This is a genomic window from Cupriavidus sp. NPDC089707, assembly GCF_044748965.1.
In the GTDB taxonomy this organism is placed as follows: Bacteria; Pseudomonadota; Gammaproteobacteria; order Burkholderiales; family Burkholderiaceae; genus Cupriavidus.
Window position 1 is genome coordinate 276,858 of sequence record NZ_JBIVHB010000005.1, and the last position, 25,602, is coordinate 302,459.

The 25,602-nt window shown below is 67.2% G+C and carries 29 protein-coding genes, 1 tRNA gene and 2 pseudogenes; 23 read left to right on the forward strand and 9 right to left on the reverse strand.

Annotated elements, in window-relative coordinates; translation table 11 throughout:
* Positions 1–6: 6 nt before the first annotated feature.
* Complete coding sequence (locus tag ACIP1U_RS11330) at positions 7–1,413, reverse strand: C4-dicarboxylate transporter DctA (RefSeq protein WP_400314736.1); 1,407 nt, start codon at positions 1,411–1,413, stop codon at positions 7–9.
* A 394-nt stretch (positions 1,414–1,807) separates the two neighbouring features.
* Here ACIP1U_RS11330 and ACIP1U_RS11335 point away from each other — a divergent pair, with 394 nt between their 5' ends.
* Positions 1,808–3,076 (forward strand): allantoate amidohydrolase, encoded by a 1,269-nt coding sequence (locus tag ACIP1U_RS11335; protein ID WP_400314737.1) that lies wholly within the window; start codon positions 1,808–1,810, stop codon positions 3,074–3,076.
* 53 nt (positions 3,077–3,129) lie between these two features.
* Positions 3,130–4,398, forward strand: coding sequence for a M20/M25/M40 family metallo-hydrolase (locus ACIP1U_RS11340; RefSeq protein WP_400314739.1), 1,269 nt, complete (start codon positions 3,130–3,132; stop codon positions 4,396–4,398).
* Between the two features lie 199 nt (positions 4,399–4,597).
* Here the strand turns inward: ACIP1U_RS11340 and ACIP1U_RS11345 are convergent, their stop codons facing one another.
* Positions 4,598–5,176: a GNAT family N-acetyltransferase gene (locus ACIP1U_RS11345; RefSeq protein WP_400314740.1), complete on the reverse strand. Its 579-nt coding sequence runs from the start codon at positions 5,174–5,176 to the stop codon at positions 4,598–4,600.
* A 182-nt stretch (positions 5,177–5,358) separates the two neighbouring features.
* Between ACIP1U_RS11345 and arsC the strand changes: the two genes are divergently transcribed.
* Positions 5,359–5,718, forward strand: a complete 360-nt coding sequence (gene arsC / locus ACIP1U_RS11350; RefSeq protein ID WP_400314742.1) for an arsenate reductase (glutaredoxin) — start codon at positions 5,359–5,361, stop codon at positions 5,716–5,718.
* 116 nt (positions 5,719–5,834) lie between these two features.
* Here arsC and ACIP1U_RS11355 read toward each other — a convergent pair whose 3' ends face one another.
* From ACIP1U_RS11355 to ACIP1U_RS11365, 3 genes are all read right to left on the reverse strand, one after another.
* Positions 5,835–6,077, reverse strand: a complete 243-nt coding sequence (locus ACIP1U_RS11355; RefSeq protein WP_400314744.1) for a hypothetical protein — start codon at positions 6,075–6,077, stop codon at positions 5,835–5,837.
* Between the two features lie 208 nt (positions 6,078–6,285).
* Positions 6,286–6,942, reverse strand: a complete 657-nt coding sequence (locus tag ACIP1U_RS11360; RefSeq protein ID WP_400314746.1) for an exonuclease — start codon at positions 6,940–6,942, stop codon at positions 6,286–6,288.
* Positions 6,943–6,946: 4 nt separating this feature from the next.
* Complete coding sequence (locus ACIP1U_RS11365; RefSeq protein WP_400314747.1) at positions 6,947–7,597, reverse strand: MBL fold metallo-hydrolase; 651 nt, start codon at positions 7,595–7,597, stop codon at positions 6,947–6,949.
* A gap of 293 nt (positions 7,598–7,890) precedes the next feature.
* Between ACIP1U_RS11365 and ACIP1U_RS11370 the strand changes: the two genes are divergently transcribed.
* Entirely contained in the window at positions 7,891–8,655 is a 765-nt protein-coding gene (locus ACIP1U_RS11370) for a septal ring lytic transglycosylase RlpA family protein (protein ID WP_400314748.1), read from the forward strand.
* Between the two features lie 112 nt (positions 8,656–8,767).
* Here the strand turns inward: ACIP1U_RS11370 and rsmI are convergent, their stop codons facing one another.
* The gene (gene rsmI / locus ACIP1U_RS11375; RefSeq protein WP_400314749.1) at positions 8,768–9,676 is read right to left on the reverse strand and encodes a 16S rRNA (cytidine(1402)-2'-O)-methyltransferase; all 909 of its coding nucleotides are present in this window, start codon (positions 9,674–9,676) and stop codon (positions 8,768–8,770) included.
* A 15-nt stretch (positions 9,677–9,691) separates the two neighbouring features.
* Between rsmI and ACIP1U_RS11380 the strand changes: the two genes are divergently transcribed.
* The 18 genes from ACIP1U_RS11380 (at position 9,692) to ACIP1U_RS11465 (ending at position 23,562) form a co-directional block, all read left to right on the forward strand.
* Positions 9,692–10,087, forward strand: a complete 396-nt coding sequence (locus ACIP1U_RS11380) for a YraN family protein (protein WP_400314751.1) — start codon at positions 9,692–9,694, stop codon at positions 10,085–10,087.
* A 54-nt stretch (positions 10,088–10,141) separates the two neighbouring features.
* Positions 10,142–10,729: a phosphoheptose isomerase gene (locus tag ACIP1U_RS11385; protein WP_400314753.1), complete on the forward strand. Its 588-nt coding sequence runs from the start codon at positions 10,142–10,144 to the stop codon at positions 10,727–10,729.
* A gap of 47 nt (positions 10,730–10,776) precedes the next feature.
* A complete protein-coding gene (locus ACIP1U_RS11390) occupies positions 10,777–11,616 on the forward strand; it encodes a BON domain-containing protein (RefSeq protein WP_400314754.1) in 840 nt (279 codons plus the stop codon).
* A 162-nt stretch (positions 11,617–11,778) separates the two neighbouring features.
* Entirely contained in the window at positions 11,779–12,150 is a 372-nt protein-coding gene (locus tag ACIP1U_RS11395; RefSeq protein ID WP_400314755.1) for a c-type cytochrome, read from the forward strand.
* Positions 12,151–12,163: 13 nt separating this feature from the next.
* Complete coding sequence (locus ACIP1U_RS11400; RefSeq protein WP_400314757.1) at positions 12,164–13,429, forward strand: FCSD flavin-binding domain-containing protein; 1,266 nt, start codon at positions 12,164–12,166, stop codon at positions 13,427–13,429.
* Between the two features lie 147 nt (positions 13,430–13,576).
* The gene (locus tag ACIP1U_RS11405) at positions 13,577–14,470 is read left to right on the forward strand and encodes an EamA family transporter (RefSeq protein ID WP_400314758.1); all 894 of its coding nucleotides are present in this window, start codon (positions 13,577–13,579) and stop codon (positions 14,468–14,470) included.
* Positions 14,471–14,578: 108 nt separating this feature from the next.
* Positions 14,579–14,995 (forward strand): ArsR/SmtB family transcription factor, encoded by a 417-nt coding sequence (locus ACIP1U_RS11410; protein ID WP_400314760.1) that lies wholly within the window; start codon positions 14,579–14,581, stop codon positions 14,993–14,995.
* A 108-nt stretch (positions 14,996–15,103) separates the two neighbouring features.
* Positions 15,104–16,462, forward strand: coding sequence for a sulfite dehydrogenase (gene soxC, locus ACIP1U_RS11415; protein WP_400314762.1), 1,359 nt, complete (start codon positions 15,104–15,106; stop codon positions 16,460–16,462).
* Positions 16,446–17,483, forward strand: a complete 1,038-nt coding sequence (locus tag ACIP1U_RS11420; protein WP_400314764.1) for a c-type cytochrome — start codon at positions 16,446–16,448, stop codon at positions 17,481–17,483. The genes soxC and ACIP1U_RS11420 overlap by 17 nt, the downstream gene beginning before the upstream one ends.
* Before the next feature lie 120 nt (positions 17,484–17,603).
* The gene (locus ACIP1U_RS11425) at positions 17,604–17,930 is read left to right on the forward strand and encodes a c-type cytochrome (RefSeq protein ID WP_400314765.1); all 327 of its coding nucleotides are present in this window, start codon (positions 17,604–17,606) and stop codon (positions 17,928–17,930) included.
* Between the two features lie 208 nt (positions 17,931–18,138).
* Positions 18,139–18,594 carry a thiosulfate oxidation carrier protein SoxY gene (gene soxY / locus ACIP1U_RS11430; RefSeq protein WP_063240926.1) on the forward strand — a complete coding sequence of 152 codons (456 nt, stop codon included), beginning with the start codon at positions 18,139–18,141 and terminating at the stop codon, positions 18,592–18,594.
* 51 nt (positions 18,595–18,645) lie between these two features.
* Positions 18,646–18,957 carry a thiosulfate oxidation carrier complex protein SoxZ gene (gene soxZ / locus ACIP1U_RS11435; RefSeq protein ID WP_400314768.1) on the forward strand — a complete coding sequence of 104 codons (312 nt, stop codon included), beginning with the start codon at positions 18,646–18,648 and terminating at the stop codon, positions 18,955–18,957.
* A gap of 107 nt (positions 18,958–19,064) precedes the next feature.
* Positions 19,065–19,520, forward strand: a complete 456-nt coding sequence (locus ACIP1U_RS11440; RefSeq protein ID WP_400314769.1) for a DsrE family protein — start codon at positions 19,065–19,067, stop codon at positions 19,518–19,520.
* Positions 19,521–19,598: 78 nt separating this feature from the next.
* A complete protein-coding gene (gene soxA / locus ACIP1U_RS11445) occupies positions 19,599–20,426 on the forward strand; it encodes a sulfur oxidation c-type cytochrome SoxA (RefSeq protein ID WP_400314770.1) in 828 nt (275 codons plus the stop codon).
* A gap of 16 nt (positions 20,427–20,442) precedes the next feature.
* Positions 20,443–21,105 (forward strand): sulfur oxidation c-type cytochrome SoxX, encoded by a 663-nt coding sequence (gene soxX / locus ACIP1U_RS11450; RefSeq protein WP_400314771.1) that lies wholly within the window; start codon positions 20,443–20,445, stop codon positions 21,103–21,105.
* A gap of 5 nt (positions 21,106–21,110) precedes the next feature.
* Complete coding sequence (locus ACIP1U_RS11455) at positions 21,111–21,611, forward strand: TlpA disulfide reductase family protein (protein ID WP_400314772.1); 501 nt, start codon at positions 21,111–21,113, stop codon at positions 21,609–21,611.
* A gap of 67 nt (positions 21,612–21,678) precedes the next feature.
* The gene (soxB, locus tag ACIP1U_RS11460; protein ID WP_400314773.1) at positions 21,679–23,400 is read left to right on the forward strand and encodes a thiosulfohydrolase SoxB; all 1,722 of its coding nucleotides are present in this window, start codon (positions 21,679–21,681) and stop codon (positions 23,398–23,400) included.
* 86 nt (positions 23,401–23,486) lie between these two features.
* Positions 23,487–23,562 (forward strand) — tRNA-Ala (locus ACIP1U_RS11465).
* An 89-nt stretch (positions 23,563–23,651) separates the two neighbouring features.
* Here ACIP1U_RS11465 and ACIP1U_RS11470 read toward each other — a convergent pair.
* The 3 genes and pseudogenes from ACIP1U_RS11470 to ACIP1U_RS11480 form a co-directional block, all read right to left on the reverse strand.
* Positions 23,652–24,044, reverse strand: a complete 393-nt coding sequence (locus ACIP1U_RS11470; RefSeq protein WP_400314774.1) for a calcium-binding protein — start codon at positions 24,042–24,044, stop codon at positions 23,652–23,654.
* 239 nt (positions 24,045–24,283) lie between these two features.
* Positions 24,284–24,535: a hypothetical protein gene (locus tag ACIP1U_RS11475; RefSeq protein ID WP_063240934.1), complete on the reverse strand. Its 252-nt coding sequence runs from the start codon at positions 24,533–24,535 to the stop codon at positions 24,284–24,286.
* A 222-nt stretch (positions 24,536–24,757) separates the two neighbouring features.
* Positions 24,758–24,988 (reverse strand): annotated as a pseudogene (locus tag ACIP1U_RS11480) (EmrB/QacA family drug resistance transporter); the annotation flags it as partial.
* A gap of 171 nt (positions 24,989–25,159) precedes the next feature.
* On the opposite strand from ACIP1U_RS11480, the pseudogene ACIP1U_RS11485 reads away from it, so the two are divergent.
* A pseudogene (locus ACIP1U_RS11485) lies at positions 25,160–25,601 on the forward strand (MarR family winged helix-turn-helix transcriptional regulator).
* Position 25,602 lies beyond the last annotated feature (1 nt).

A 25,602-nucleotide genomic window follows, 5' to 3' on the forward strand; every position in this document is an offset into this window, starting at 1 on the left:
GTGATTCTAGCGCCCCGCGACAGTCCCCGGCACGGCGGCGGGCGAACCGGCCACGGCGTTGTCATCCGCCATGGCGGCAAGGCCGGCATCCAGGTCGGTCGCCTCGATCGTGCCGTTGAGCACGCCACGCGCCCGTTCGCGGTCGATATCCTTCTCCCACGCCGCCACCACAACGGTCGCCACGCAGTTGCCGATCAGGTTGCCGAGCGCGCGCGCGATGCCGATGAACCAGTCCACCGACAGCACCAGCACCAGGCCGATCGCCGGGATTGCCGGGTGCGCCGACAGCGTCGCCGCCAGGATCACGATAGCCGAGCCCGGGATGCCGTGCGCGCCCTTGGAGGTGACCAGCGCCACCGCCAGGATGCCGAGCAGGTCTGCCATCGCCAGCGGCGTGTTGGTGGCCTGGGCGATGAACACCGCCGCCAGGGTCAGGTAGATCGAGAACGCATCCAGGTTGAACGAGTAGCCGGTCGGGATCACCAGTCCCACCACCGACTTCTTGATACCCATGAACTCCAGCTTCTTCATCACCTGCGGCAGCACGCTGTCAGACGAGGCCGTGCCCAGCACCACCAGCAGCTCGGCGCGCAGGTAGCGGATCAGCTTGATCACCGAGAAACCGCACACGCGCATGATGGTGCCCAGCACCACCAGCACGAACACGATCACCGCGCCGTAGAACAGGAACACCAGGAAGCCCAGCTGCTTGAGCGAGCCGATGCCGTACTTGCCAACGGTAAAGGCCACCGCGCCCAGCACGCCCAGCGGCGCCAGCTTGATGATGAAGCCCATCATCTTGAACAGCGTGTGCGAGAACGTGTCGATCAGCTTGACCAGCGGCCGGCCCGGCTCACCCACCAGCGACAGCGCGCAGCCGAACAGGATCGACACCAGCAGCACCTGCAGCACGTCGCCATTGGCAAAGGCGCCGAACACGGTATTGGGGATCAGCTTGAGCAGGAAGTCGACCGTGCCCTGGTCTTTCACCTTGGTGGCGTTGTCGATAAAGCCGGCGATGGCCGAGGCATCCAGCGAGCGCGGATCCACGTTCATGCCGACGCCAGGCTGGAACACATATGCCAGGACGATGCCCAGCGCCAGCGCGATGGTGGTGACGATCTCGAAATACACCACCGCCTTGATGCCGACACGGCCGACCTTCTTCAGCTCGCCGGCGCCGCAGATGCCGGCCACCACCACGCAGAACACGATCGGGCCGATCAGCATCTTGATCAGCTTGATAAAGGCATCGCCGAGCGGCTTGAGCTTGGCGGCAAATTCGGGGAAGGCGAGGCCGAGTGCCGTGCCAATCACCAGGGCGATCAGCACCTGGCCGAATAGTGAGCGGGTAAAGCGGGTGTGCAGGCGTGGTGTGCCCGGGCGGGGCTGCGAGGGAACTGCATGCTGCATGGTTGTCTCCGTGCCGGGCCGGTCCTGTGCATGTGCGCTGGCTGGCCCATTCGATCCAGGAATCACCGGCGGCCCCGTACTGCTCTGATGGCTGGGTGGGCTGCCGGCCTTACGTTCTCGGGCAGCACTCCGGGTCGGGAGCGCGCCACCGCGTGGACAGCCCCCCTGTTGGGGCGGAATCCACGCAATCCATTGTTCGGACCCGATTGTCCGCAGAGGATTGTCTGAACGTGGAAGCGAATATAGTGCATATCATTTTTGTATGCAAATTTTGAATTCACTGTGCTACCATGAATCGCACAGAATAGAGCTTCGGCCATGGGCGTCCCCGCCCGCACTGGCACCCGCCAGCCACGCCGCCGCGGCTTTCACGCACTTCCAGCAGGAGACACGCATGGCAGCAAATCCGTCGTCGGCCAGCATGCCGGCAGCCGCAGAGGTAGGCACACGCATCATGGCCTGGGCCGACGCCCTGGCCGTCCACACCGAGCAGCCCGGCATGCTCACCCGTACCTACCTGACCGAGGCCCACCACGGCGCCGCGGCCCAGCTGACCGAATGGATGCAGCAGGCCGGCATGACGGTGCGGCGCGATGCCGCTGGCAACGTGATCGGCCGCTACGAGGGCACCACGCCCGACGCGCCGGCGCTGCTGACGGGCTCGCATTTCGACACCGTGCGCGATGCCGGCCGCTATGACGGCAACCTCGGCGTGATCCTGCCGATCGCCTGCGTGGCCGAGTGGAACCGCCAGGGCAAGCGCTTCCCGTTCGCACTCGAGGTGGTGGGCTTTGCCGAGGAAGAGGGCGTACGGTTCAAGGCCACGCTGCTTGGCAGCCGTGCCATCGCCGGCACGTTCGACAACAAGGTGCTGGACAACGTCGACGACAGCGGCAAGACCATGCGCGAAGTGATGCGCGAAGCTGGCTTCGACGCCGCCGCCCTGCCTGCCGCCAAGCATGACCGCAGCAAGGTCGCCGCCTTCATCGAGGTGCATATCGAGCAGGGTCCGGTGCTGCTGAACGAGGGCCTGCCGGTAGGCGTGGTCACGGCGATCTCCGGCGCCACGCGCTTTATCGTCGAGCTGGAAGGCCTGGCCGGCCACGCCGGCACGGTGCCGATGGACATGCGCCGCGATGCCGCCATGGCCGGCGCCGAAATCGGCCTGTACATCGAGAAACGCTGCGGCGGCAAGCCGGGCCTGGTCGGCACCGTCGGCCAGTTCAACGTGCCCAATGGCGCCACCAATGTGGTGCCGGGCCACGCGGTGTTTTCCATCGACATTCGCTCGGGCATCGACGCCGAACGCGAAGCCGCCGTCAACGACGTGCTGGCCGAGATCGAACGCGTGTGCGCGCGCCGCAACGTGCGCGTGCAGGTGCGCAAGACCCACGAGGCGAACAGCGTGCCGTGCGCCCCGTGGCTGCAAGAGCAATGGGCCGCCGCCATCGCCCGCCAGGGCGTGCCGGTGCGCCATCTGCCGTCAGGTGCAGGCCATGACTCCATGGCCATCGCCGCCATCGCCGATGTCGCCATGCTGTTTGTGCGCTGCGGCAACGGCGGCATCAGCCACCATCCCACCGAAACCATGACCGCCGAGGACGCAGCACTGTCCGCGCGCGTGTTCAGCGATTTCGTCGAACACTTCCGGCTGCAGCAGTAAGCCAGCGCCCGGAAGCCCACCCGAACCCTCCTGAGAAGTTACGAGAACAAGTCATGACCGCACGAGACAATATGAACCCCACGGAAACCACGCTGACGCAATTCATCGACCAGCACCGCCCGCAGCAGGAAGCCTTCCTGGCCGAGCTGGTCAAGGTGCCCTCGGACAACCCGGCCGGCGATTGCGATGCCCACGGCAAGCGCGCCAAGGAACTGCTGGAGGGCCTGGGCTTTACGGTTGAGGCGCACAAGGTGCCCGACGCGCAGGTGAAGGCCGCCGGCATGATCAGCGCCACCAACCTGATCGTGCGCAAGCAGTTCGGCACGGGCGGCCCGACCATCGCCATGAACGCCCACGGCGACGTGGTGCCCCCGGGCCTGGGCTGGACCAAGGACCCGTACGGCGGCGAGATTGCCGACAGCGAGCACGGCCCGGTCATGTACGGCCGCGGCGTCGCGGTGTCGAAGTCGGACTTCGCCACCTACACTTACGCCGTGCTGGCGCTGATGGAAGCCGAGAAGCAAGGCGCCAAGATCAACGGCGCGGTCGAGCTGCAGTTCACCTATGACGAGGAAACCGGCGGCGATATCGGTCCCAAGTTCCTGCTCGACAACAACCTGAGCAAGGCCGACTACGCCATCTCGGCCGGCTTCTCGTATGGCATCACCTCGTCGCACAACGGCTGCCTGCACGTGGAAGTGACGGTCAAGGGCAAGCAGGGCCATGCCGCCATGCCGCACACCGGCGTCGACGCAATCGAGGCCGCCACCCATATCCTGCAGGCCATCTACGGCCTGCGTGCCGAACTGGCCACGCGCAAGTCGAAGGTGCCTGGCATCGACACCGCCACGCTGAACGTCGGCCTCATCAAGGGCGGCATCAACACCAACGTGGTGCCCGACCTGGTGACCTTCCGTGTCGACCGCCGCATGATCCCCGAGGAAATCGGCTTCGACGCCGAAGGCGAAATCCGCGCCGTGGTCGAGAAGGTCGCCAAGGACCGTCCGGGCATCGAGGTCAGGGTCGAGCGCATCATCCTGGCCGAGCCGCTGTCGGAACTGCCGGGCGTGGAAAAGCTGATCGGCGCGCTGAAGAGCCGTGCCGAGTCGGTGTTCGGCGTGGAGATCCCGGTGCAGGGCGTGCCGCTCTACACCGACGCCCGCCACTACACCAAGCGCGGCATCCCGACCGTGCTGTACGGTGCCGGCCCGCGTACGCTGATGGAAGCGCGCGGCCATAACTCGGATGAGAACCTGCGCCTGAACGACCTGAACCGTGCGACCAAGGTGGTGGCGCTGGCGTTGTCGGACCTGATGAAGTAAGCGCGTCGCATCGGTCCTGGACGACTGTCATCGGCCGTCGTCCGCTTGACGCACGAAGCATGTAACGCCACGGCAACGTCCGTGGCGTTTTGTTTTGTCGGCGCGAGCTTCCGCCGGATGGCGGCCAGTGTCGCGACGGGTGCACCAGCGCAAGATCAGAACGGTGTCGCCCTCGACCTGACGCGGAGGCCACTTCCGCCTACTCCGGCAACGTAGTCGCCCCCGGCCCCAGCCCCCGCTGCATCAACACCGTATCGATCCATTGCCCATGCTTGAAGCCGACCGCTTCCAGCCGGCCCACGGTCCGAAAGCCCAGCCGCTCATGCACCGCCAACGAGCCGGCGCCTTCGCCGCCGGCGGTGCAGGCGATCACCGCGACCATCTGGCGCCATTGGCCGGTTTCGCAGCGCGCCACCAGTTCGGCGAGCAGCGCCTGTCCCAGGCCCTCGCCGACGCAGCGGTGGTCGATATAGATCGAGTCCTCGATGGCGAAGCGGTAGGCGCTGCGGGTGCGGTAAGCCGACGCATAGGCGTAGCCCAGCACCTCGCCATCGCGCTCGGCAACCAGGTAGGGCAGGTTCTTGCGGCGCACCTCGGCGAAACGCCACTGCATATCGTCGGCAGTCGGCGGCACTTCCTCGAACGAGGCGCGGCCGTGCAGGACATGGTGCGCGTAGATGGCGTGGATTGCCGGCACGTCGGCGACGGTGGCGTCGCGCAGGGTGAACGGCTTGCGCGCGGAGACGGGGCGTGTGGTAGCGGTAGCAGCGGATGTCATTGCGGTAGCAAGGCCAGTGGCCGGATGCATGGACTTGAGGCAACGCAGGATGCGTGCCCGACACTTGTGCCTCTGTACCCTGCGCGCAGCCCGATGTGTTGTATATAGTGCCGTTGGGTTTGCACCGCATTAGTGCCACCGCCCCAGCGTGGGGCGCACATCAACAAGAAAGGACACCTGCCATGATCACGATCTACCACAACCCCCGCTGCTCCAAGTCGCGCGAGACGCTTGCCATGGTCGAGGAAGCCGCCGGGCGCCTGGGCGAGCCGGTGGAAATCGTTGAATACCTGAAGAACCCGCCATCGGTAGCGACGCTGCGCCAGCTCAACACGATGCTGGGCGTGCCGGTGCGCGAGATGATCCGCGACAACGAGGCGCCGTACGCGGAACTGGGCCTGGCCGACCCGGGCCTCACCGATGCCGAGCTGCTGGCCGCCGTGGCCGACAACCCGATCCTGCTGCAACGCCCGGTGGTCGTGCGCAACCGCCGCGCCGTCATCGGCCGCCCGCCCGAGAACGTGGTCCCGCTGCTGGCCTGAACGCGTCCCCTTTTTCATTGCGAAACGGGTTCTAAAGGGGACACCAGAATAAAACCGGCCCCCACGAACTGTGGGGGCCGGCCGGTCTGCGAGACAAACAGCTTCAGGCGGGTCGTCTAATGAACACCCAGCCAGTGCATGGCCTCCTGACCGAAAGCAATGGCCGCGAGCACGACCAGCAGCACCACCAGCGTCACCGTACTGACGTACAGGGTGGCCTTGGCGACTTCGGCGTCTTCATCCGAGGTGTGGTGGTGGGTAATGGGCGTGGCCCCCTTCGCGTGCGACCCATGCGACCCATGCGGCCAGTGAATCCGGCCGGCCAGGTCTCTCAAGTGCAGGTCGGTAGGAAAACGCATGATCGACACCTCCTCGGCGGGCGCCGCGCGGCTCCGGGCAACATCGGTCAGGCGGATGATGGCGGGTTGCGCAAGTGCGCCGGATAGTCAGCTGGCTCGTTTCGCCCGGTGCGCCACATCCGCTTCTACTATAGGCGGGTTGGCGGCAGATGTGAGCGCGCGGTCTGCAATTGGCGTGCCGCGGCACACGCTGCGCTGCAGCAGCGCATCAAGGCGCTGGATCAGCTTGTGAGGACTCGCTTGCGCCGCTGTCCGCAGCTGGCGCCAGGCTCGCCAGCGCCACTTCCCGTTCACGCAGCGTTGCCAGCATGTTGCAGAACAGCGCGCCCTGTTCCAGGGCGTCATCCAGCGCCACATGGGTGTGAGGCAGCGGATCCTTCCATTCCGGCGGGAACGCCGCCTTCACGGTCTTGCGGTAAGGCCGGCCGGTCAGCGCAAAGCCCAGGGTCTTGATGTCCAGCGCGGCCCATCCGAACGGCGAGCGCCCGGCAAAGCGCATCATGTACCAGAACATCCAGGTGAAATCGAAGCCGGCCGGGAAGGCCACGAAGACCGGCTTGCCCGGCAGGCTCTCGACCCACTCCACATAACGCACCATCGCGTCCTCCGGGCGCTGCAGCTCGCGCCGGCAGGCGCTCCAGGCCTCGGGCTGGGTCTGCCACCACTGCATCTGCGCCGGGTGGCCGCTGGCGCCAGGCAGTGTCTCCAGGTTGGCCGAGAACGTGCCGATCACGGTCTTGTCCGCCAGCATGGCCGCGGACGCGAACGACAGCATGGAATGCGGGCCGGGAATGGGGCCGTCGGCCTCGACGTCGGTGCTGACGTAGATTTCCGGCCGGGTGTCGGGTGGCTGTCGCTTGGCCATGGCGTCAACCCACGTCGATCAGGTGGTCTGCCACGAAGGGGTTGTTACGGCGCTCCTCGCCGAAGGTCGAAACCGGGCCGTGGCCGGGAATGAAGGTCACGTCCTCGCCCAGCGGCCAGAGCCGCGTGCGGATCGAGCGGATCAGGTCGGCATGGTTGCCGCGCGGGAAATCGGTGCGGCCGATCGAGCCGGCGAACAGCACGTCACCCACCACCGCCAGCTTGTTGGCGCGCGAGAAGAACACCACGTGGCCGGGCGTGTGGCCCGGGCAATGGTAGACCTCCAGCGTTTCATTGCCGAACTGCACGGTGTCGCCGTTCTCCAGCCAGCGGTCAGGCTCGAAGCTTTCCGCATGGCCGAAACCGAAGCGCCGTGTCTGGTCGGGCAGCTGCTCGATCCAGAAGCGCTCGTCCTGCTGCGGCCCTTCGATGGGGATGCCGAATTCGCGCGCCAGCGCCGCGGCACCGGCGCAGTGGTCGACGTGGCCGTGCGTCAGGAAGATTTTCTGCAGCGTGACCCCTTGCTCCCGGACCGCTTCGCGGATGCGTTCGAGGTCACCGCCCGGGTCGCAGACGGCGGCCGTGCCGGTGCTTTCGTCGATCAGCAGTGAACAGTTTTGCTGGAAGGGGGTGACCGGGATAAGGAGGACTTTCATCGGGACATTTTTGTGATCGATGCGGCGCCTAGAAGGCGCGCCGCACGCGGCTCGACAACAGCGAAAAATAGTCGGACATTCATGCTTTGCATTGTAGCGCCGGCGGTAAATTGTTGCGGCGCATACATAAATGCGCCTTATACGCCTCTCAGTTACAAAATCGCCCGATCGCCTGCAATCCCTTGTCACGCCGTGGATCGCGGGCGAGATCGACCCCGTTCGTGCGAGATCGAACAGACTTCGTAACAAAATGAAAGAGATAGTCAGCAGTAGTCAATGCTAGACTCGCGCCCATGCTTAATTTGACCGCCCTCACCAAGCGCTGGCAACGGCTGGCCAAGCTCGGGACATGCACTGCGTGCGCCCTGGTGCTGGCCGCTTGTGCCACGCCCCCTGGGGGCGACGATGCGGACGTCGCCGATACGTCGAACGCGGTGCCCACGCGCGCCGCGAAGAACGCCGGCAAGGCTGCCCGCAACGACGCGAAGAGCGCCCGCGCATCGTCCGAAGGCGGCAGCTGGAACCTGTTCGGCTACGACCCGGACGAAGGCCGCAGCGGCAACTCGCTAGACGGCCTGCGCGCGGACATCGGCACGTTCGAGCAGCGCGGTGTCGCTTCCTGGTATGGCAGGGCCTTCCATGGCCGCAAGACCGCCAATGGCGAGCGCTTCGACATGCGCGCGATGACCGCCGCCCATCCTTCGCTGCCGCTCGACAGCTGGGTGCTGGTGCGCAACCTGCGCAACAACAAGGTCGCGGTGCTGCGTATCAACGACCGCGGTCCGTACCACGGCAACCGCGTGCTGGACGTGTCTTACGGCGCCGCGCGCCGGCTTGGCTTCGTCGAGCGCGGCGCTGTCAACGTCGAGATCCGCCGGCTGACGCGCACCGAAGTCGCGGCGCTGGGCCCGCAGTTCGATGCCGGCGGCACCGAAGCCGGCGATGGCAGTGGTGACGACGATGTCTCCGTGCCCGAACTCGCCAACTCGCTGGCGCCCGCCAAGGCGCGCAAGGCAACCAACGCCAGCGGCAAGACGGTCAAGCGCAAGCGCCGCTGAAACCGGCAGCGCCCGATGCATGCCACCGCGCGCTGACACCTCTCCGTTACTTTCCCCGCACCGCCCCGGCGTCGTCGCCCGGGCGGCCTCAGGGGCGGCTTCAGTCCGACCTTCAGTCCCCGCTATCGCCGGAACGTTGCGCCAGCGCCAGCTGGTAGAGCGCGCCGGTGCTCGCCCCGGTGATCGCGGCCGCCAGCTTGGCGGCGCGCTTGGCCGGCAGTTCTGCCAGCAACAACCCCAGTACGCGCTGCGCCTCGGCATCGGGCGCTCCGTCCGCGGCCGCGTCGCTGCAGGCGCCTTCCACCACCAGCACGAATTCGCCCTTGGCCCGGTTTGGGTCGGCCGCCAGCCACGCCGGCGCCTGCGCCGCGGTCACGACGGCGATGTCCTCGAACAGCTTGGTCAGCTCGCGCCCGACCAGCAGCCGGCGCTCGGCTGGCAGGCCGGAGGCGAGCGCGGCCAGGGTATCGGCAATACGGTGCGGCGCCTCGTAGCAGACCCAGGCGTGGTCCAGCGCGGCGAACCGTGCGATGGCTTCGCCGCGCGCCTTGGGCTTGCTCGGCAGGAAGCCGACAAAGGTGAAACGGCCTTCGCCCGTATCGAGCATTTCGCCCGCCACCGACAGCGCCGCCACCGCGGCGCTCGGGCCGGGCAGGGGCACCACCGGGTGGCCGGCGGCGCGCACCGCCTCGACCAGCCTCGCGCCCGGATCCGATATGCCCGGCGTGCCGGCGTCCGAGACATAGGCGATACGCTCGCCGGCCGCCAGCCGCGCGGCGATGCGGCCGGCAGCTTCGCGCTCGTTGTGCTCGTGCACGGCCACCAGCGGCCGCTGCAAGCCCACGCGCGACAGCAGCTGCGCCGTATTGCGGGTGTCTTCGCAGGCCACCGCGTCAGCCAGGCCGAGCACGTGCAGCGCCCGCAGCGACAGGTCCGCGACATTGCCGATGGGCGTGGCCACGACGTACAGCGTGCCGCCCGGGTACGACTGGCTGGCCGCCAGCGAGATCCAGTCACTCATTGAGAACTTCCGTCGATGCCATCATTCAAATCCACCACGCAGCCGAGCGCCGCGCAGGCGCGCGGGATGCGGGCGGAGGACCGGGCGCTGGCGCACCTGCGGCGCCAGGGCCTGCAGCCCGTGGTCCGCAATTATCGCTGCAAAGGCGGCGAGATCGATCTGGTGATGCGCGCGCCGGACGGCACGCTGGTGTTCGTGGAGGTGCGCCAGCGCAGCGGACGCGGTTTCGGCGGCGCGGCCGCCAGTGTCACGCCGGCCAAGCAGCGCCGCGTTCTGCTAGCCGCGGCTCACTACCTCGCCACGCTGGCGCAACTGCCGCCGTGCCGCTTCGACGTGGTGGCGCTGGAGCCGGGGCGTTTGGACTGGTTTCAGCACGCGTTTGACCTGGACGCCGCGGAGGCTGGTTCATAATGCGCGCTGGCGCGCGACCGAGCGCAGCAACTGCCAATGAAAGGCCACAGAGCCATGAGTATCGAGAGTATCCAGCAACAATTCCTAGACAGCGCCGAGACCAAGCGACAGGCCGCGGCGGCAATGGCCCCCCATATCGACGCCGCCGTGGAACGCATGGTGGGCGCGCTGACCAGCGGCAACAAGATCCTGGCGTGCGGCAACGGCGGCTCGGCCGCCGATGCGCAGCATTTCGCCGCCGAGCTGGTGGGGCGCTTCGAGCGCGAGCGCCCGGGCCTGGCGGCGATTGCGCTGACCACCGACAGCTCGATCCTGACCGCGATCGGCAACGACTATGACTTCAGCAAGGTGTTTTCCAAGCAAGTCGAGGCGCTGGGCGTGCCCGGCGACATCCTGCTGGCGATTTCCACCTCGGGCAACTCGGCCAATGTGATCGCCGCGGTCGAGGCGGCGCGCCAGCGCGAGATGGCCGTGATTGCGCTGACCGGCAAGGGCGGCGGCGTCATCGGCAGTCTGCTCGACGAATTCGATATCCACCTGTGCGTGCCGAGCGAGCGCACCGCACGCATCCAGGAAGTGCACCTGCTGACGCTGCATTGCCTGTGCGACGGCATCGACGAGGCATTGCTCGGGGAAGCCTGAGCCCGCACTTCCCCCTCATTTCCAACATCAGCCACAGCAAGGACCGCATGACGAACCTGCCCTCTACGCCTGAATCCCGCCCCGGCGCCGCCGGCACCGGCCGCATCCTTCGCGCCACGCTGACCGCGGCCGCGGTGCTGGTTTCCGCCACCCAGCTGGCCGGCTGCTTCCCCGTGATCGCCGGTGCCGTGGGCACCGGCGTGACCATGGCCACCGACCGCCGCCCGGCCGCCACGCAGACCGTCGACCGCGGCCTGCAGATGGAAGCCGAGAGCACCATCAACTCGCGCTACAGCGGCCAGGCCCGCGTCAACGTGACGGTGTTCAACCGCAAGGTGCTGCTCACGGGCGAGGCCAGCAACGACAGCGTCAAGCAGCAGGTCGAGCAATACGTGCGCGGCCTGCAGAATGCGCGCGTGGTGATCAACGAGCTCGAGGTGGTCAATTCGCCCGGCTTCATGACGCAGAGCCAGGACGCGTACTTGACCAGCAAGGTCAAGACGCTGCTGATGACCGCGGAGGGCGTGCCGTCGAACTCGATCAAGATCACCACCGAGAAGAGCGTGGTCTACCTGCTTGGCGTGGTGACGCGGCAGGAAGGCGACCGCGCCACCGATGTGGCCCGCAATGCCTCCGGCGTGACCAAGGTGGTCAAGGCGTTCGACTACGTCAATGACACCGAGCGCGCGCGCCTGGATGCGGCCTCGACCGCGCAGAACCCGTCTTCCGATGGCAACGTCGGCACGCCGGCGCCGGTGCAGTCGGTGCCGGGCGTGGGCGGTCCGGTCGATGCGCCTGCCAGCACGCCCAGCCAGGCGACTACCAGCCCGGTGAGTTCGCCGGGTGCCTCGCCGGTTGCCCTGCCGCCGGGCCGGAACCTGCCCTGAGCCCGCTCGCTCGCCAGCACCACGGCGCCCGCGCATGCGGGCGCCGTTTTTCCATCTGCGGTTTTCACCGCACACTGTCCGCAAACGATGTGATACGGTTGCCACGCTCGCAGGCATCTTGCCGATGCCTGCGCCCGGCACCACCCCACACGGAGCGAGACCATGACAACCATCCCCCGGCCCGCTGTGTTCGTGCGGCTGGCACTGCTGGCCTCGGCGCTTTGCGGCGCCCAGCCTGCCCTGTCGGCCGAGCCTGCGGCCTCCGCCCCCGCCGCGGCACCTGCCGCAGCACCCACCGCCCAGCACGCGCGCATCCATGCCGCCGCCTGCACCAGTTGCCACGGCCCATCCGGCCGCGCGCCCGAAGGCAGCACCATTCCGTCGCTGGCAGGGCGCCAGCAGGCTGAACTGCTGGCGCAGATGCAGGCGTTCCGTTCCGGAGCGCGGCCGGCAACGGTGATGCACCAGATCGCCAAGGGCTACACCGATGAACAGCTCGCCGCGATCGCGGCGTGGTTCGCCAACGTGCGTTGAGGGGGAAAACGCCATGCAACGACGACATTTCCTGGGCGCCGCCGGCGCCGCGGTGCTGGGATCGATGGGCGTGCGCGCGGCGAGGGCCGCAGCGCCGGCCAAGGTGGTGGTGATCGGCGGCGGTTATGGCGGCGCCAGCGCCGCGCGCTACCTGCGCGAGTGGAGCGGCAACGCCATCGAGGTCACGCTGGTCGAACCAAATCCTGTGTTCATTTCCTGCCCGCTGTCCAACCTGGTGATCGGCGGCAGCCGGCAGATGACCGACCTCACGCTGTCGTACGACCAGCTGGTGCGCCGCCACGGCGTCAAGCTGGTGCGCGACACCGCCGTCGCCATCGATCCTGGCAAGCGCACGGTGCGGCTGGCCGGCGGCAGCAGGCTGTCCTACGATCGCCTGCTGCTGTCGCCTGGCATCGACTTGATGAGCGATGCGCTGCCCGGCCTGAAGCGGCCCGGCGGCGACCAGGTGCTGCACGCCTGGAAAGCCGGCCCGCAGACCGTGGCGCTGCGCCGCCAGCTGGAGGCGATGCCCGACGGCGGCACCTACGCCATCACCATCCCCACGGCACCGTACCGCTGCCCGCCCGGCCCGTATGAGCGTGCCTGCCAGGTGGCGCACTATTTCAAGCAGCACAAGCCGCGCAGCAAGGTGCTGATCCTGGACGCCAACCCGGACATCACCTCCAAAGCCGGCTTGTTCCGCAAGGTGTGGGCCGGGCAGTACGCCGGCATGGTCGAGTACCGGCCGCAGTACAACACGGTCGATGTCGACCCGGCCACGCGCACGCTCAAGTTCGAGGTGCAGGAGGATGTGCGCGCGGACGTGATCAACGTGCTGCCGCCGCAGCGCGCGGGCGCAATCGCGGTGGCGACAGGACTGGCAACGGCCAACGCCAAGTGGTGCGAAGTCGATTTCGTCACCTTCGAGTCGCGCGCTGCGCCCAATATCCATGTGGTCGGCGACGCCATCCAGATCGCCCCGCTGATGCCCAAGTCCGGCCATATGGCCAACCAGCATGGCAAGGTGGCGGCCGCGGCGATCGTGGCGCTGCTGTCGGGCAGGACGCCGGATCCGCAGCCGCTCTACAACAATACCTGCTACAGCTTCACCTCAGACCGCGAGGCGGTGCATGTGGCGAGCGTGCACCGCTACGATGCTGCGCAGAAGACCATGCTGACCGTGCCGGGCTCGGGCGGCCTGTCGGACGCGCCCAATACGCTGGAGGGGGTGTATGCGCTGTCGTGGGCCAAGGGCATCTGGTCGGAGATGCTGGGATAAGGCACTGGCAGTTCGGGGCGCCGCCTGGCGGCCCCAAAACAAAACCGCAAGATCGTGCAATGCCGCGCGCGGGGCGGCTGGTAGGCTTGGGGGTTTGATCGCCACCCCCAATCGCCATTCCGACCGGCCATCCCGGCCGCCCCCGCCATGCAAGCCAGAGACCGTCTCCTCGCCCTCGCCATCGTCTGCGTCTGGGGCGTCAACTTCGTCGTCATCAAGGTAGGGCTGGCGGGCGTGCCACCAATGCTGCTCGGCGCGCTCCGTTTCCTGCTGGTGGCTTTCCCTGCGATCTTCTTCGTGCCGCGCCCGCGCGTGCCATGGCGCTTGCTGCTGGCGTACGGCGTGACCATCAGCCTGGGCCAGTTCGCCTTCCTGTTCTATGCGATGGCGGTCGGCATGCCGGCCGGGCTGGCTTCGCTGGTGCTCCAGTCGCAGGCGTTCTTCACGCTGGCGATCGCCGCGCTGTGGCTGGGCGAGCCGGTGCGCTGGCACAACATCGCCGGCATGGCGGTGGCCGCGGCGGGGCTGGCGCTGATTGGCTCGGGTGCGGCCGCCAGCGCCGGCGGCATGAGCGTGGCCGGCTTCGTGCTGACGTTGTGCGCGGCGTTCTGCTGGGCCAGCGGCAATATCGTCAGCAAGAAGATCGGGCCGGTCGACCTCTTGGGCCTGGTAATCTGGGGCGCGCTGGTGCCGATCGTGCCGTTCGCGCTGCTGTCCCTGTGGGTGGAGGGGCCCGCGCGCATCGTGCAGAGCGTCACGCATGTGTCGGCCACGGGCGTGTTCGCCGTGGCGTACCTGGCCTTTGCCGCCACCGTGTTCGGCTACACCATGTGGGGCCGGCTGCTGACGCGCTATCCCGCCAGCCAGGTGGCGCCGCTGACGCTGCTTGTGCCGGTGGTGGGGCTGGTGTCGGCGCATGTGCTGCTGGGCGAGGACCTGTCGCCGGCGCAATGGGCGGGCGCAGCGGTGGTGATGGCCGGCCTGCTGCTCAATGTGTTCGGACAGCGCCTGTGGGCGGGCAGGGCTCTGGTGCGCCGATAGGCCACCAGCAGGCACCAGCAGGGACGCCACCGCTGGCAAACCATGATTGGTGCCGGCCAGCCATGCCCGGCACAATCATGCTGTTCTGCATCATTGGGTAAACACTATATGCGCATTCACGCATATACGAATATATTGGACGGCATGGAAGAGCTGGATCGCGTATTCGAGAAGGTGTCGGGCTACTTCAGCCTGCTGGCGGAGCCAACGCGGCTGAAGATCCTGCACGCCTTGTGCGATGGCGAGAAGCCGGTCAGCACGGTGGTCGAGACGGTGGGATCGTCGCAGACCAACGTGTCGCGGCATCTCAACGCGATGTACCGCTCGGGCGTGCTGTCGCGCCGCAAGGAAGCCAACCTGGTCTTCTACGCGATTGCGGACGAAAGCGTGATCGAGCTGTGCCGCACGGTATGCGTGCAGGTGGCCAGCCGGCTGGAGGACAACGCCTTGCCCTCCGGCGCGGTCGACCGCTTCATGACGCAGCCCGAGGCAGCGCCCGCGCGCAGGCGCCGGGCGGCAGGCTGAGCGCGATCCGGCTCTTCCGGCCCATCGATAGCTGTTGCGCGAGGCGCGCGGCGGCACGAATAACAGGCGGCGCGGCCCCACGGACGCAAGCTGCCGGAGGAGACGGCATTGCAGGAACGGAACCGGCCCGGGCGCATCGTGCCCGCCCCCGAGCACTTCGTCAGCGGATCGCTGCAGCAGGACATTGGCCGGCACGGCCTGGACGCGCCGCGTCGCGACTTCCTGCGCAAGAGCTTCCTCGGCGCCGCGGCAGGCATCGCCGCCGCCACCGTCAGCCGGCATGCGCTGGCCGCGGACGGCGACTCCGCCATCCTGCAGCCCCAGCCCTGGGCCACTTCGCTCGGCCAGCCCGTCGCGGCCCGGCCTTATGGCCAGCCCTCGGTCCATGAGAAAAACCTGATCCGGCGCGAGTCGCCGGGCCTGACGCGCGTTTCGGCGGCATCGGTCGCGTTCGCGCCGCTGCAGGGCTTCTTCGGCATCATCACCCCCAACGGCCTGCATTTCGAGCGCCACCACCAGGGTTGGCACGATATCGACCCGGCCCGCCACCGCCTGATGATCAACGGCCTGGTGCGCGCGCCGCGGGTCTATACCATGGACGACCTGATGCGCCTGCCGACGGTATCGCGCATGCATTTCATCGAGTGCGGCGCCAATACCGGCATGGAGTGGGGCAACGTCGCCGTGCCGACGGTGCAGTACACGCACGGCATGCTGTCGTGCTGTGAGTTCACCGGCGTGCCACTGCGCGTGCTGCTGGACGACGCCGGCGCCGACCTGCGCCGCGGCCGTTACCTGCTGGCCGAGGGCGGCGACGGTTCGTCGATGACCCGCACCATCCCGATGGAGTTGGCCGACGAGATCATCGTCGCCTGGGGCATGAACGGCGAGATGCTGCGCCCCGAGAACGGCTACCCGCTGCGGCTGGTCGTGCCGGGCGTGCAGGGCGTGTCGTGGGTCAAGTGGCTGCGCCGGCTGGAACTGGGCGACCAGCCGTGGAACGCCAAGGACGAGACCATCCACTACGTAGACATGATGCCGGACGGCAAGCTGCGCCAGTACACCTCGATCCAGGAGTGCAAGTCGGTGATCACGACGCCGTCGGGCGGCCAGCAGCTGGTGGGCAAGGGCTTTTATAACATCAGCGGGCTGGCATGGTCGGGGCGCGGGCGCATTACGCGGGTCGATGTCTCGACCGACGGCGGCCGCAACTGGCGCACCGCGCGGCTGGAAGCGCCGGTGCTGTCCAAGTGCCTGACGCGCTTCAACCTCGACTGGATATGGGACGGTGGGGACGGCGGCCCCGCGATCCTGCAGAGCCGCGCCATCGACGAGACCGGTTACGTACAGCCGAAGATGGCCCAGCTGCGTGCTGTGCGCGGCACACGCTCGATCTATCACAACAACGCCATCCAGAGCTGGCAGGTGGCGGCAGGCGGCGAGGTGTCCAATGTCCATATGGGCTGAACGCTGCGCCGCCTTGCTGGCGCTGACCGCGGCCTGCGCCATGCCCTCCTGGGCCGCCGGCACGGCCGAAGCACGTGCGGCAATTGGCCGCACCGCCACCCCGGCCGAAGTGGCCGCCTGGGATATCGACGTCCGCCCGGACTTCAAGGGCCTGCCCAAGGGCAGCGGCACCGTGGCGCAAGGGCAGAGGATCTGGGACGGCAAGTGCGCCTCCTGCCACGGCGATTTCGGCGAGTCCAACGAGGTCTTCACGCCGCTCGTGGGCGGCACTACGGCCGAGGACATCCAACGCGGCCGCGTCGGCGCGATGACCGGCAACCAGCCCTACCGCACCACGCTGATGAAGGTCAGCACGGTCAGCACGCTGTGGGACTACATCCACCGCGCCATGCCGTGGAACGCGCCCAAGAGCCTGTCCGTCAAAGAGGTATACGCCGTCACCGCGTATCTGCTGCACCTTGGCGAGATCGTGCCGGCGGACTTCACGCTGTCCGACGTGAATATCGCGGCCGTGCAGCGGCGCATGCCCAATCGCGACGGCATGACCACCGACCACGGCCTGTGGCCCGGGCGCGGCCGCCCGGACACGCGCAATACCGCCTGCATGAAGGACTGCACCGTGCAGGTTTCGATTGCCTCGGCGATGCCGGACTATGCCCGTGACGCGCACGGCGACTTGGCGCAGCAGCAGCGCGGCTTCGGACCGGTGCGCGGCGTGGCGGCACGCGGCGCAGCGTCTGCGAGTGATGCATTAGCCACTCAAACGCCAGCGCCGGCAGGCGCCAGGCTGGCCAGCCAGTACCAGTGCGTGGCCTGCCATGCGATGGACCGGAAGCTGGTCGGCCCGTCGTTCGCGGACATCGCCGGCAAGTACAAGGGCCAGGATGTGCACGCCGCGCTGGCCAGGAAGGTCAAGGCAGGCGGGCAGGGCGCCTGGGGCAGCGTGCCGATGCCGCCGCAGCCGCAGATCCCCGATTCGGACGTCCATGCCATGGTGGGGTGGATTCTTGAGGCAAAATAGCGGGCTGGCCGCCGCAGTGCCCCCGAGGCGGCGGCCGGTGTATGCCGCGAAGCAGTTTGCAGTACGTGCCGAGCGGCCTTTGCCGTCCCCACGGCTTTACAGAGCTTGGAGAGCTTAACAATGAAGCAGTTTGTCATCGCAGCGCTGATGCTGGGCGCCGCCGCATCGGCCCACGCGGTCGATGCCGCCAAGGCACAGGAGATCGCCAACAAGAACGCCTGCATGGGTTGCCACCAGGTCGACAAGAAGCTGGTCGGTCCTTCCTACAAGGAAGTCGCCACCAAGTACAAGGGCGACAAGAACGCCCTGGCGAACCTGAGCAAGAAGGTCAAGAGCGGTGGCTCGGGCGTCTGGGGCCCGGTGCCGATGCCGGCCAACGCCGCCATCAGCGACGCCGACGTCAAGACCGTGGTCGAATGGGTGCTCGCAGGCGCGCCAGCCAAGTAAAGCCTGACCGCCCCCCGCGGGCAGCCCACCGATGCAACGGGCCGGACGGCGCAAGCCGGATCGACCTGGACAGATCCAGCGGCCGGCGATGTACCGGCCGCAAGCAGGACACAGGTAGAACCAGCAAGGCACAAGCCAGACACACCAACGAGTACCGCCAAAGCGGTCACGCAAACCGATTGGGACGGAGTAGCCGGAGAGCAAAGACATGAATTCCAAACGACGAGAAGTGCTGCGGGTCACCGCTGTCCTGTCGCTGATGGCCGCCACCGGCCTGATCAGCGAAGCGCAGGCGGCCGAGTGGAACAAGACCGCCTTTGACGGCAAGAGCGTTGCCGACGTGATCAAGGCCCTCGGTGGCAGCGGCACCGAGAAAAGCACCGCCATCACCTTCAACGCCCCCGACATCGCCGAGAACGGCGCCGTGGTGCCGGTGGCCGTGACCAGCACCATCCCGGATACCGAGCAGATCGCGATCCTGGTGGAAAAGAACCCCAATACCCTGGCCGCCGACTTCATCATCCCGGCCGGCACCGAGCCGTTCGTCTCCACGCGCGTGAAGATGGGCCAGACCTCGGTGGTGCACGCCGCCGTAAAGGCCGGCGGCAAGTGGTACGTGGCATCGAAGGAAATCAAGGTCACGCTGGGCGGCTGCGGCGGCTGACGCCGGCCCCACCGTTACCAAGATTTCCGCCAACTGCAACCGGAGAAACACATGGCAGACCCGATGCGCGTACGCGCCACCGAGAACGGCGGCGTGGTTGATGTAAAGATCCTGATGAAGCACGACATGGAGACCGGCCAGCGCAAGGATGCGTCCGGCAAGGTCATCCCGGCCTGGCATATCCAGACCGTGACCGCCCAGTGCAAGGGCAAGGAAGTGCTCCGCGCCCAGTTCGGCCCGGCGGTGTCCAAGGACCCGTTCCTGAACTTCAAGTTCAAGGGCGGCGCCAAGGGCGACAAGGTCACCGTGACCTGGGTCGACAACAAGGGCGACAAGCGCACCGACGAAGCGACCATCGCCTGAAGCCCGCGCGATCCCGGCCTGTGACCGACATGTTGCCGGCACGCCGCGCCGTCCTCTGCTAAGGTTCGGGGCGGAATGCCGGGACGGACCCGGCCGGAAGGAGCATTATGCGGCGAGCATTTATTCGGGCATCGGCAGCCTTGGCCGCCATCGGCCTCGCGGCCAAGGCATCGGCCCAGTCGGCGCCAGCCGGTGCGGGCAAGGGCGGGCGCGTGAAGGTGGTGTACCAGCTGTCGGAAGGCATCGACCAGGCGGTGCGCGCGATGGGCAACCTGCGCAACCACCTGAATGGCGCCCCCGGCACCAAGATCGTGGTGGTCGCGTTCGGCTACGGCATCGATTTCCTGGTCGAAGGCGCCAAGGATGCGCGCGGCAACAGTTTCGAGAGCCCGGTTGGCGCGCTGGCGGCTGAAGGCGTGGAGTTCCGCGTGTGCCGCAACACGCTGACCGCGCGCAGGATTACTGAATCGCAGCTGTTGATGGAAGCAAAAGTAGTACAGGCCGGGGTGGTCGAGATCGCCCGCCTGCAGGCCGAGGAAGGTTACGCCTATATCAAGCCCTGAGCCGGGCTGGCGCTGCCTGAAGGCAAGACAAGAGAAGAACGGCCCGTCCCGAAAGGCGCGGCCGCGAGGAGAAGCCCCATGAAACCGATCCGAAGCCTGGCCCGGCGCGCTGCGCTGGCCCTGGCCGCCACCGCGGCGGCCGCAGGCGCTGCCGCCGTGCATGCGCAGGGCAGCACCGCCGACGAAATCGCCAAGTACCGCCAGATGCTGGCGGAAGGCAATCCCGCCGAGCTGTGGGAGGCCGCCGGCGAAGAACTGTGGAAAAAGCCAGCCGGCCCGAAAAACGCCTCGCTCGAGCAATGCGACCTGGGCAAGGGCCCGGGCGTGACCAAGGGCGCCTACGCCGAGCTGCCGCGCTACTTCAAGGACGCCAACAAGGTGATGGACCTGGAGCAACGGCTGGCCTGGTGCCGCACGACGCTGCAGGGTCTGACCAGGGAAGAGGCGACGAAGAATCCGTTCTCGGCCTCGGGCAAGCCGTCCGACATCGAGCGCCTGGTCGCCTACCTGACCGGCGAATCGCGCGGCGTGAAGATGAACGTGCAGCTCAACCATCCGGAAGAGAAGCGCACCTACGCCCTCGGCCAGAAGATGTTCTTCTACCGTGGCGGCGCCTATGACTTTGCCTGCGCCACCTGCCATGCGGTCGACGGCCAGCGCATCCGCCTGCAGGACCTGCCCAACCTGCTGACCGACAAGGGCGCGCAGGCGGCCTACACCACGTGGCCGGCATACCGCGTGTCGCAAGGCGAGGTCCGCTCGATGCAGCACCGCCTGTACGACTGCCTGCGCCAGCAACGCTTTCCCGAACCCGCCTATGGCTCGGACGTGATCACCGCGCTGACCATGTTCCTGGCCAAGAACGCCAACGGCGGCACCTACGACGGCCCGGCGATGAAGCGCTGAGTACGGGAGAGACAACATGCAACGACACACCAAGGCACTGGCCGTCGCGGCCCTGGCCACCCTGCTGGCAACGGGCGCGTACGCGCAAGACAGCGCGAAGGCTCGCCCGGCCAAGGCCAAGCCCGCCGCCGTCAGCAATGCCGACATGAAGCACCTGATCGAGGATTCGTTCTCGTCCAGGGGACCGGCCACCGTGGAAGGCGTACTCAACCAGGACGCCATGCAGCAGGCCTGCAGCCAGTACCCGGACCGCAGCAAGGTGCCGGACAAGCTGGCGAAGAAGATCGAGGCCGCCGAGCTCAAGCAGGTGAAATACCCCGCAGACAGCAACTGGCTCGGCGACTGGAAGGAAGGTGAGAAGGTTGCCCAGAACGGCCGCGGCATGCAGTTCACCGACCAGGTCGGCGGCACCAACGGCGGCAACTGCTACGCCTGCCACCAGATGACCAAGGCCGAGATTTCTTTCGGCAATATCGGCCCCTCGCTGTACCAGTACGGCAAGCTGCGCGGCAACTCGCAGGAAGTGGTCAAGTACACGTGGGGCAAGATCTGGGATTCGAACGCCTATTCCGCCTGCTCCAACATGCCGCGCTTCGGCCACAAGGGCATCCTGACCGAAGCCCAGATCCGCGACGTGATGGCGCTGCTGCTCGACCCGGCCTCGCCGGTCAACCAGTAAGCCCCATGCGTGCGGGCGCGCGTGCCGTCCTGCTGCGCTGGCTGCTGGCCGCCAGCCTGACCTGCGCCGCCGGCGGCGCCGCCGCGCTGGAAGTGGGCGACACCGTGCGCCTGCCCGACGTGCAGACGCTCGACGGCCGCACGCTGCGCGCCGCCGCGCTGGCCGGCAAGCCGCTGGTGGTCGAATACTGGGCCTCGTGGTGCCCGTTCTGCGCGATGCAGAACCCGCGCCTGCAAAAGCTGTACGAGCGCACGCGCGGCACGTCGCTGCAGGTGCTGACCATCAGCATCGACAAGGATCCGCGCGAAGCCATCGACTACATGAAGAAGCGCGGCTACACCTTCCCCGCGACGATGGATTCCGCCGCGCTCCAGGCCGTATTCGGCAAGCGCAAGGGCCTGCCCGAGCTGTACGTGATCGACGCGCGCGGGCGCGTGGTGCAGAAGGAGGTGGGCGAGATGCTCGAAGAAGACGTGGCCGCGCTGGAGCGTTACGCAAAGCCATAGTCCGTGATGCCGGCCGATAACCGGCACAAACCGGCACAAACCGGCACACACTCTCCAAGGAAGAGACATGAACCGACGCGAGTTCCTGCAGGTGCTGGCCATTGCCGGCGCCGGCGGCATGACTTTCCCCTACCAGGACGCGCACGCCGCGCAGGCCGCCGAGTCGATGTACGACGTACCGCGCTTCGGCAACGTCCATCTGCTGCATTTCACCGACTGCCACGCGCAGTTGCGGCCGGTGTATTTCCGCGAACCCAACGTCAACCTCGGCATCGGCGACTACGCCGGCAAGCCGCCGCACCTGGTCGGCGAGGCGTTGCTGCGCCACTACGGCATCCGCCCCGGCACGCCGCAGGCGCATGCCTTGACCTACCTCGATTTCAACGAGGCTGCGCGCCGCTACGGCAAGGTCGGCGGGTTTGCGCACCTCGCCACGCTGGTCAAGCGGCTCAAGGCGGGCCGGCCGGGCGCGCTGCTGCTCGACGGCGGCGACACCTGGCAGGGCTCGGCCACGGCGCTCTGGACCAAGGGGCAGGACATGGTCGATGCGGCGCTGGCGCTCGGCGTCGACGTGATGACGCCGCACTGGGAAATGACGCTCGGCGCGGACCGCGTCAAGGAAATCGTCGACAAGGACTTCAAGGGCAAGGTCGCCTTCCTGGCGCAGAACATCAAGACCAACGACTTCGGCGACCCGGTGTTCGATCCGTACGTGATCCGCGAGATCAACGGCGTGCCGGTGGCCATCATCGGCCAGGCTTTCCCGTACACGCCGATCGCCAACCCGCGCTATTTCGTGCCGGACTGGACCTTTGGCATCCAGGAAGAAAACCTGCAGCAGGTCATTGATGAGGCGCGCGGCAAAGGCGCGCAGGCAGTGGTGCTGCTGTCGCACAACGGCATGGATGTCGACCTGAAGCTGGCCTCGCGCGTGCGCGGGCTCGACGCCATCCTCGGCGGTCACACCCATGACGGCGTGCCCAGGCCGGTGGCGGTGAAGAACGCCGGCGGCACCACGCTGGTGACCAATGCCGGCTCCAACGGCAAGTTCCTGGGCGTGCTGGATTTCGACGTGAAGGGCGGCAAGGTCGCGGATTTTCGCTACCGGCTGCTGCCGGTGTTCGCCAATTACCTGCCGGCCGACCCGGCCATGGACGCGCTCATCAAGAAGGTACGGGCGCCGTACGAACAGAAGCTGTCCGAAGTCCTCGCCGTCAACCGCGGCCTGCTGTACCGCCGCGGCAATTTCAACGGCACCTTCGATCAGCTGATCCTGGACGGCCTGATGCAGGTGCAGGGCGCGCAGATCGCTTTCTCGCCCGGCTTCCGCTGGGGGACCACGCTGCTGCCGGGCCAGGCCATCACCATGGAACACCTGATGGACCAGACCGCCATCACCTACCCGTACACGACCGTGACGGCGATGAGTGGCGAGACCATCAAGACCATCCTCGAAGACGTCGCCGACAACCTGTTCAACCCCGACCCGTACTACCAGCAGGGCGGCGACATGGTGCGCGTCGGCGGCCTGCAGTACACCATCGATCCTACCGCCGGCATGGGCAAGCGCATCACCGACATGCGCCTGGCCGGCAAGCCGCTGGAGGCGGGCAAGACCTACAAGGTGGCAGGCTGGGCGCCGGTGGCCGAGGAAACGCGCAACAACGGCGGCGCACCCATCTGGGACGTGATGGCGCAGTGGCTGCGCAGCACGAAGGAAGTCAGCGCACGGCCGCTGAACCTGCCCACCGTGCGCGGCATGGACGGCAACCCCGGCATCGCCGCCTGAGCTTGCCGGCGATGTTGCGCGGCGTCCTCATGGCGGCGGCCGAGGATTGAAGGCCGCCGACGAAGTAGGCTACAATCCTCCGCGACGGGCCGATAGCTCAGCTGGGAGAGCGCTGCGTTCGCAATGCAGAGGTCGGGAGTTCGATCCTCCTTCGGTCCACCAGGATTCCATACAAAAACAACGCACGGCATCTCACGATGCCGTGCGTTGTTTTGCTTTTGGGTCCCACACGGGACCCGGGCCAGCCGTCTTCAGTTCAGCGAGCTGGGGTCCTGCGCCGTCTTGCGCTGCTTGGCCTTGGCGACCGCGTACGAACCCACCTGCTTCTGCGTGACGTAGCCGGTCTTCTTGCGGTCGATCTTGTCGAAATTCTTCGCCACCTCGGGCATGCCGGCTTCGGCTTCCTGGCGGGTCAGCTTGCCGTTGTTGTCGGTATCGGCGGCCTTGAACTTTTCTGCAAACGCCGCCTTCATCTCCTGGGCAGTCATTGGCTTCTGTGGCTGTGCCGGTTGTGCCGGTTGTGCCGGTTGCGCCGGTTGTGCCGGTTGCGCCGGTTGTGCCTGCGGCTGTTGCTGGGCGCCGGCCTGCCCGGCGAAGAACACTGCAGCCAGCAGGGCGCCGGTCACCAGTACGCGTTTCGTCATCAGAGTCTCCTCGCTTGTGTCTTGGAATAGCCGGCCCGTGTCGATGGCCCGGCTTCTGGCCCGGGCGGCAAGGGGCACTCTAGCAGCGCGGACTGGCCGGCAGAATTCAATCTTTTCTGAAGCCGATTGAATCGTTTGATGACGGCGCGCCGCATGACGGGCGTGCGATCGGAGTGCGCCTTCGGTCGCCAATCGTCCCGAACAGAAGCAGACGCCCTCGGCGATGAAAGCCCGGCGTGCTATGCCGCCCGCGTCGGCCGCCGGGCCTTCATCGCCGAGGGCCGTACCTGTTGCAGCGCGCGCAGAGACTGCAGCGCGTCTTCCACGGCTTCGATGCCATCGCGCAGCCGCGCAGTGGCATAGCCGAGCCGGCTTTGCGCATCGGCATCGGGGGTGGACAGTTGTTCCAATGCATCGACTTCCGCCTGCATCTGGCCGACCAAGCGGCGCAGCTGCGACGTGCTGTGCGAGGCAAGTGACCGAATCGCCATCTTAAGGGCCCTCCTTGCAGTAACCGGCATACCGGTCACTGACTACGGTAAGGGCGTCGCAAGCGCTTCGCCAGCGCTGTTACGAAATCGGCACCATTGCAGGCGGCGCTGCCACGCCGTGCGGAAAAATTGCTGCAACGGCGGGCACATGCTGGACCGAAATGAGGAATAGCGTCGGTTACTCAGCAACGCTTGCAAAGCTCGGCCTGCCACAGCCGCCCATCAATCCATCGCTGCGTGGGCGCCGCCCGCGTCACTACCGGCTCGGGCCGGCCGCACCAGCAGGATCAGCGGCACCACCAATAGCGTGGCGATGAACATCAACTTGAAGTCGTTCAGATACGCGATCATCGCGGGCTGCTGGTTGATGGTCTGGTTCAGTGCCACCAGGTCCGCGGCACGGCTGGCGCCCTGCGATGCCAGCGCCTGCAGGTTAGGGTTGTACGGATTGATATGCAGGAGGCTTGCCGGTTGCCGCCCGGCGCCGCGTCGGACTGGGTTGTCTCGTCGCCTGAAATAATAAGCCTGCCTACTATAAGGACGCCGGGCTGGCCGGCAACGGCAGTGGGACGCCGGCGTATCCTGGCCGACATCGCGGCTGACTTCTTGGGCTATAGTCGCGCGATGGAATCGGAATCCGAAAAACGCTTTGGCTTCCTGGTCACCGATGTCGGGAGGCTTTGCGGCAAGCGCTTCGACGACCTGGCGAAGTCCACGCTGGACCTGAGGCGCGCGCAGTGCCGCGCGCTGGCTTACCTGGCGCACCATGGCGAGATCAACCAGGCCAGCCTGGCAGAGATCCTCGAGGTTGCGCCGATCTCGGCCGGCCGCCTGCTCGACCGCATGGAAGAGGGCGGGTGGATCGTGCGCCGTGCCAATCCTGCCGACCGTCGCGAACGCCTGGCGCGCATGACCCCCAAGGCGGGCAAGGCGCTCGACCGGGCCCGCCGCGTGGGCGACGAGATCGCCGCCGAGGCGCTGCAAGGGCTGACCCCGACCGAGCACGACCAGCTGATCGCGCTGCTGCAGCGTGCGCGCCAACCTGGCGGCCATGGTGGAGCGCTGAC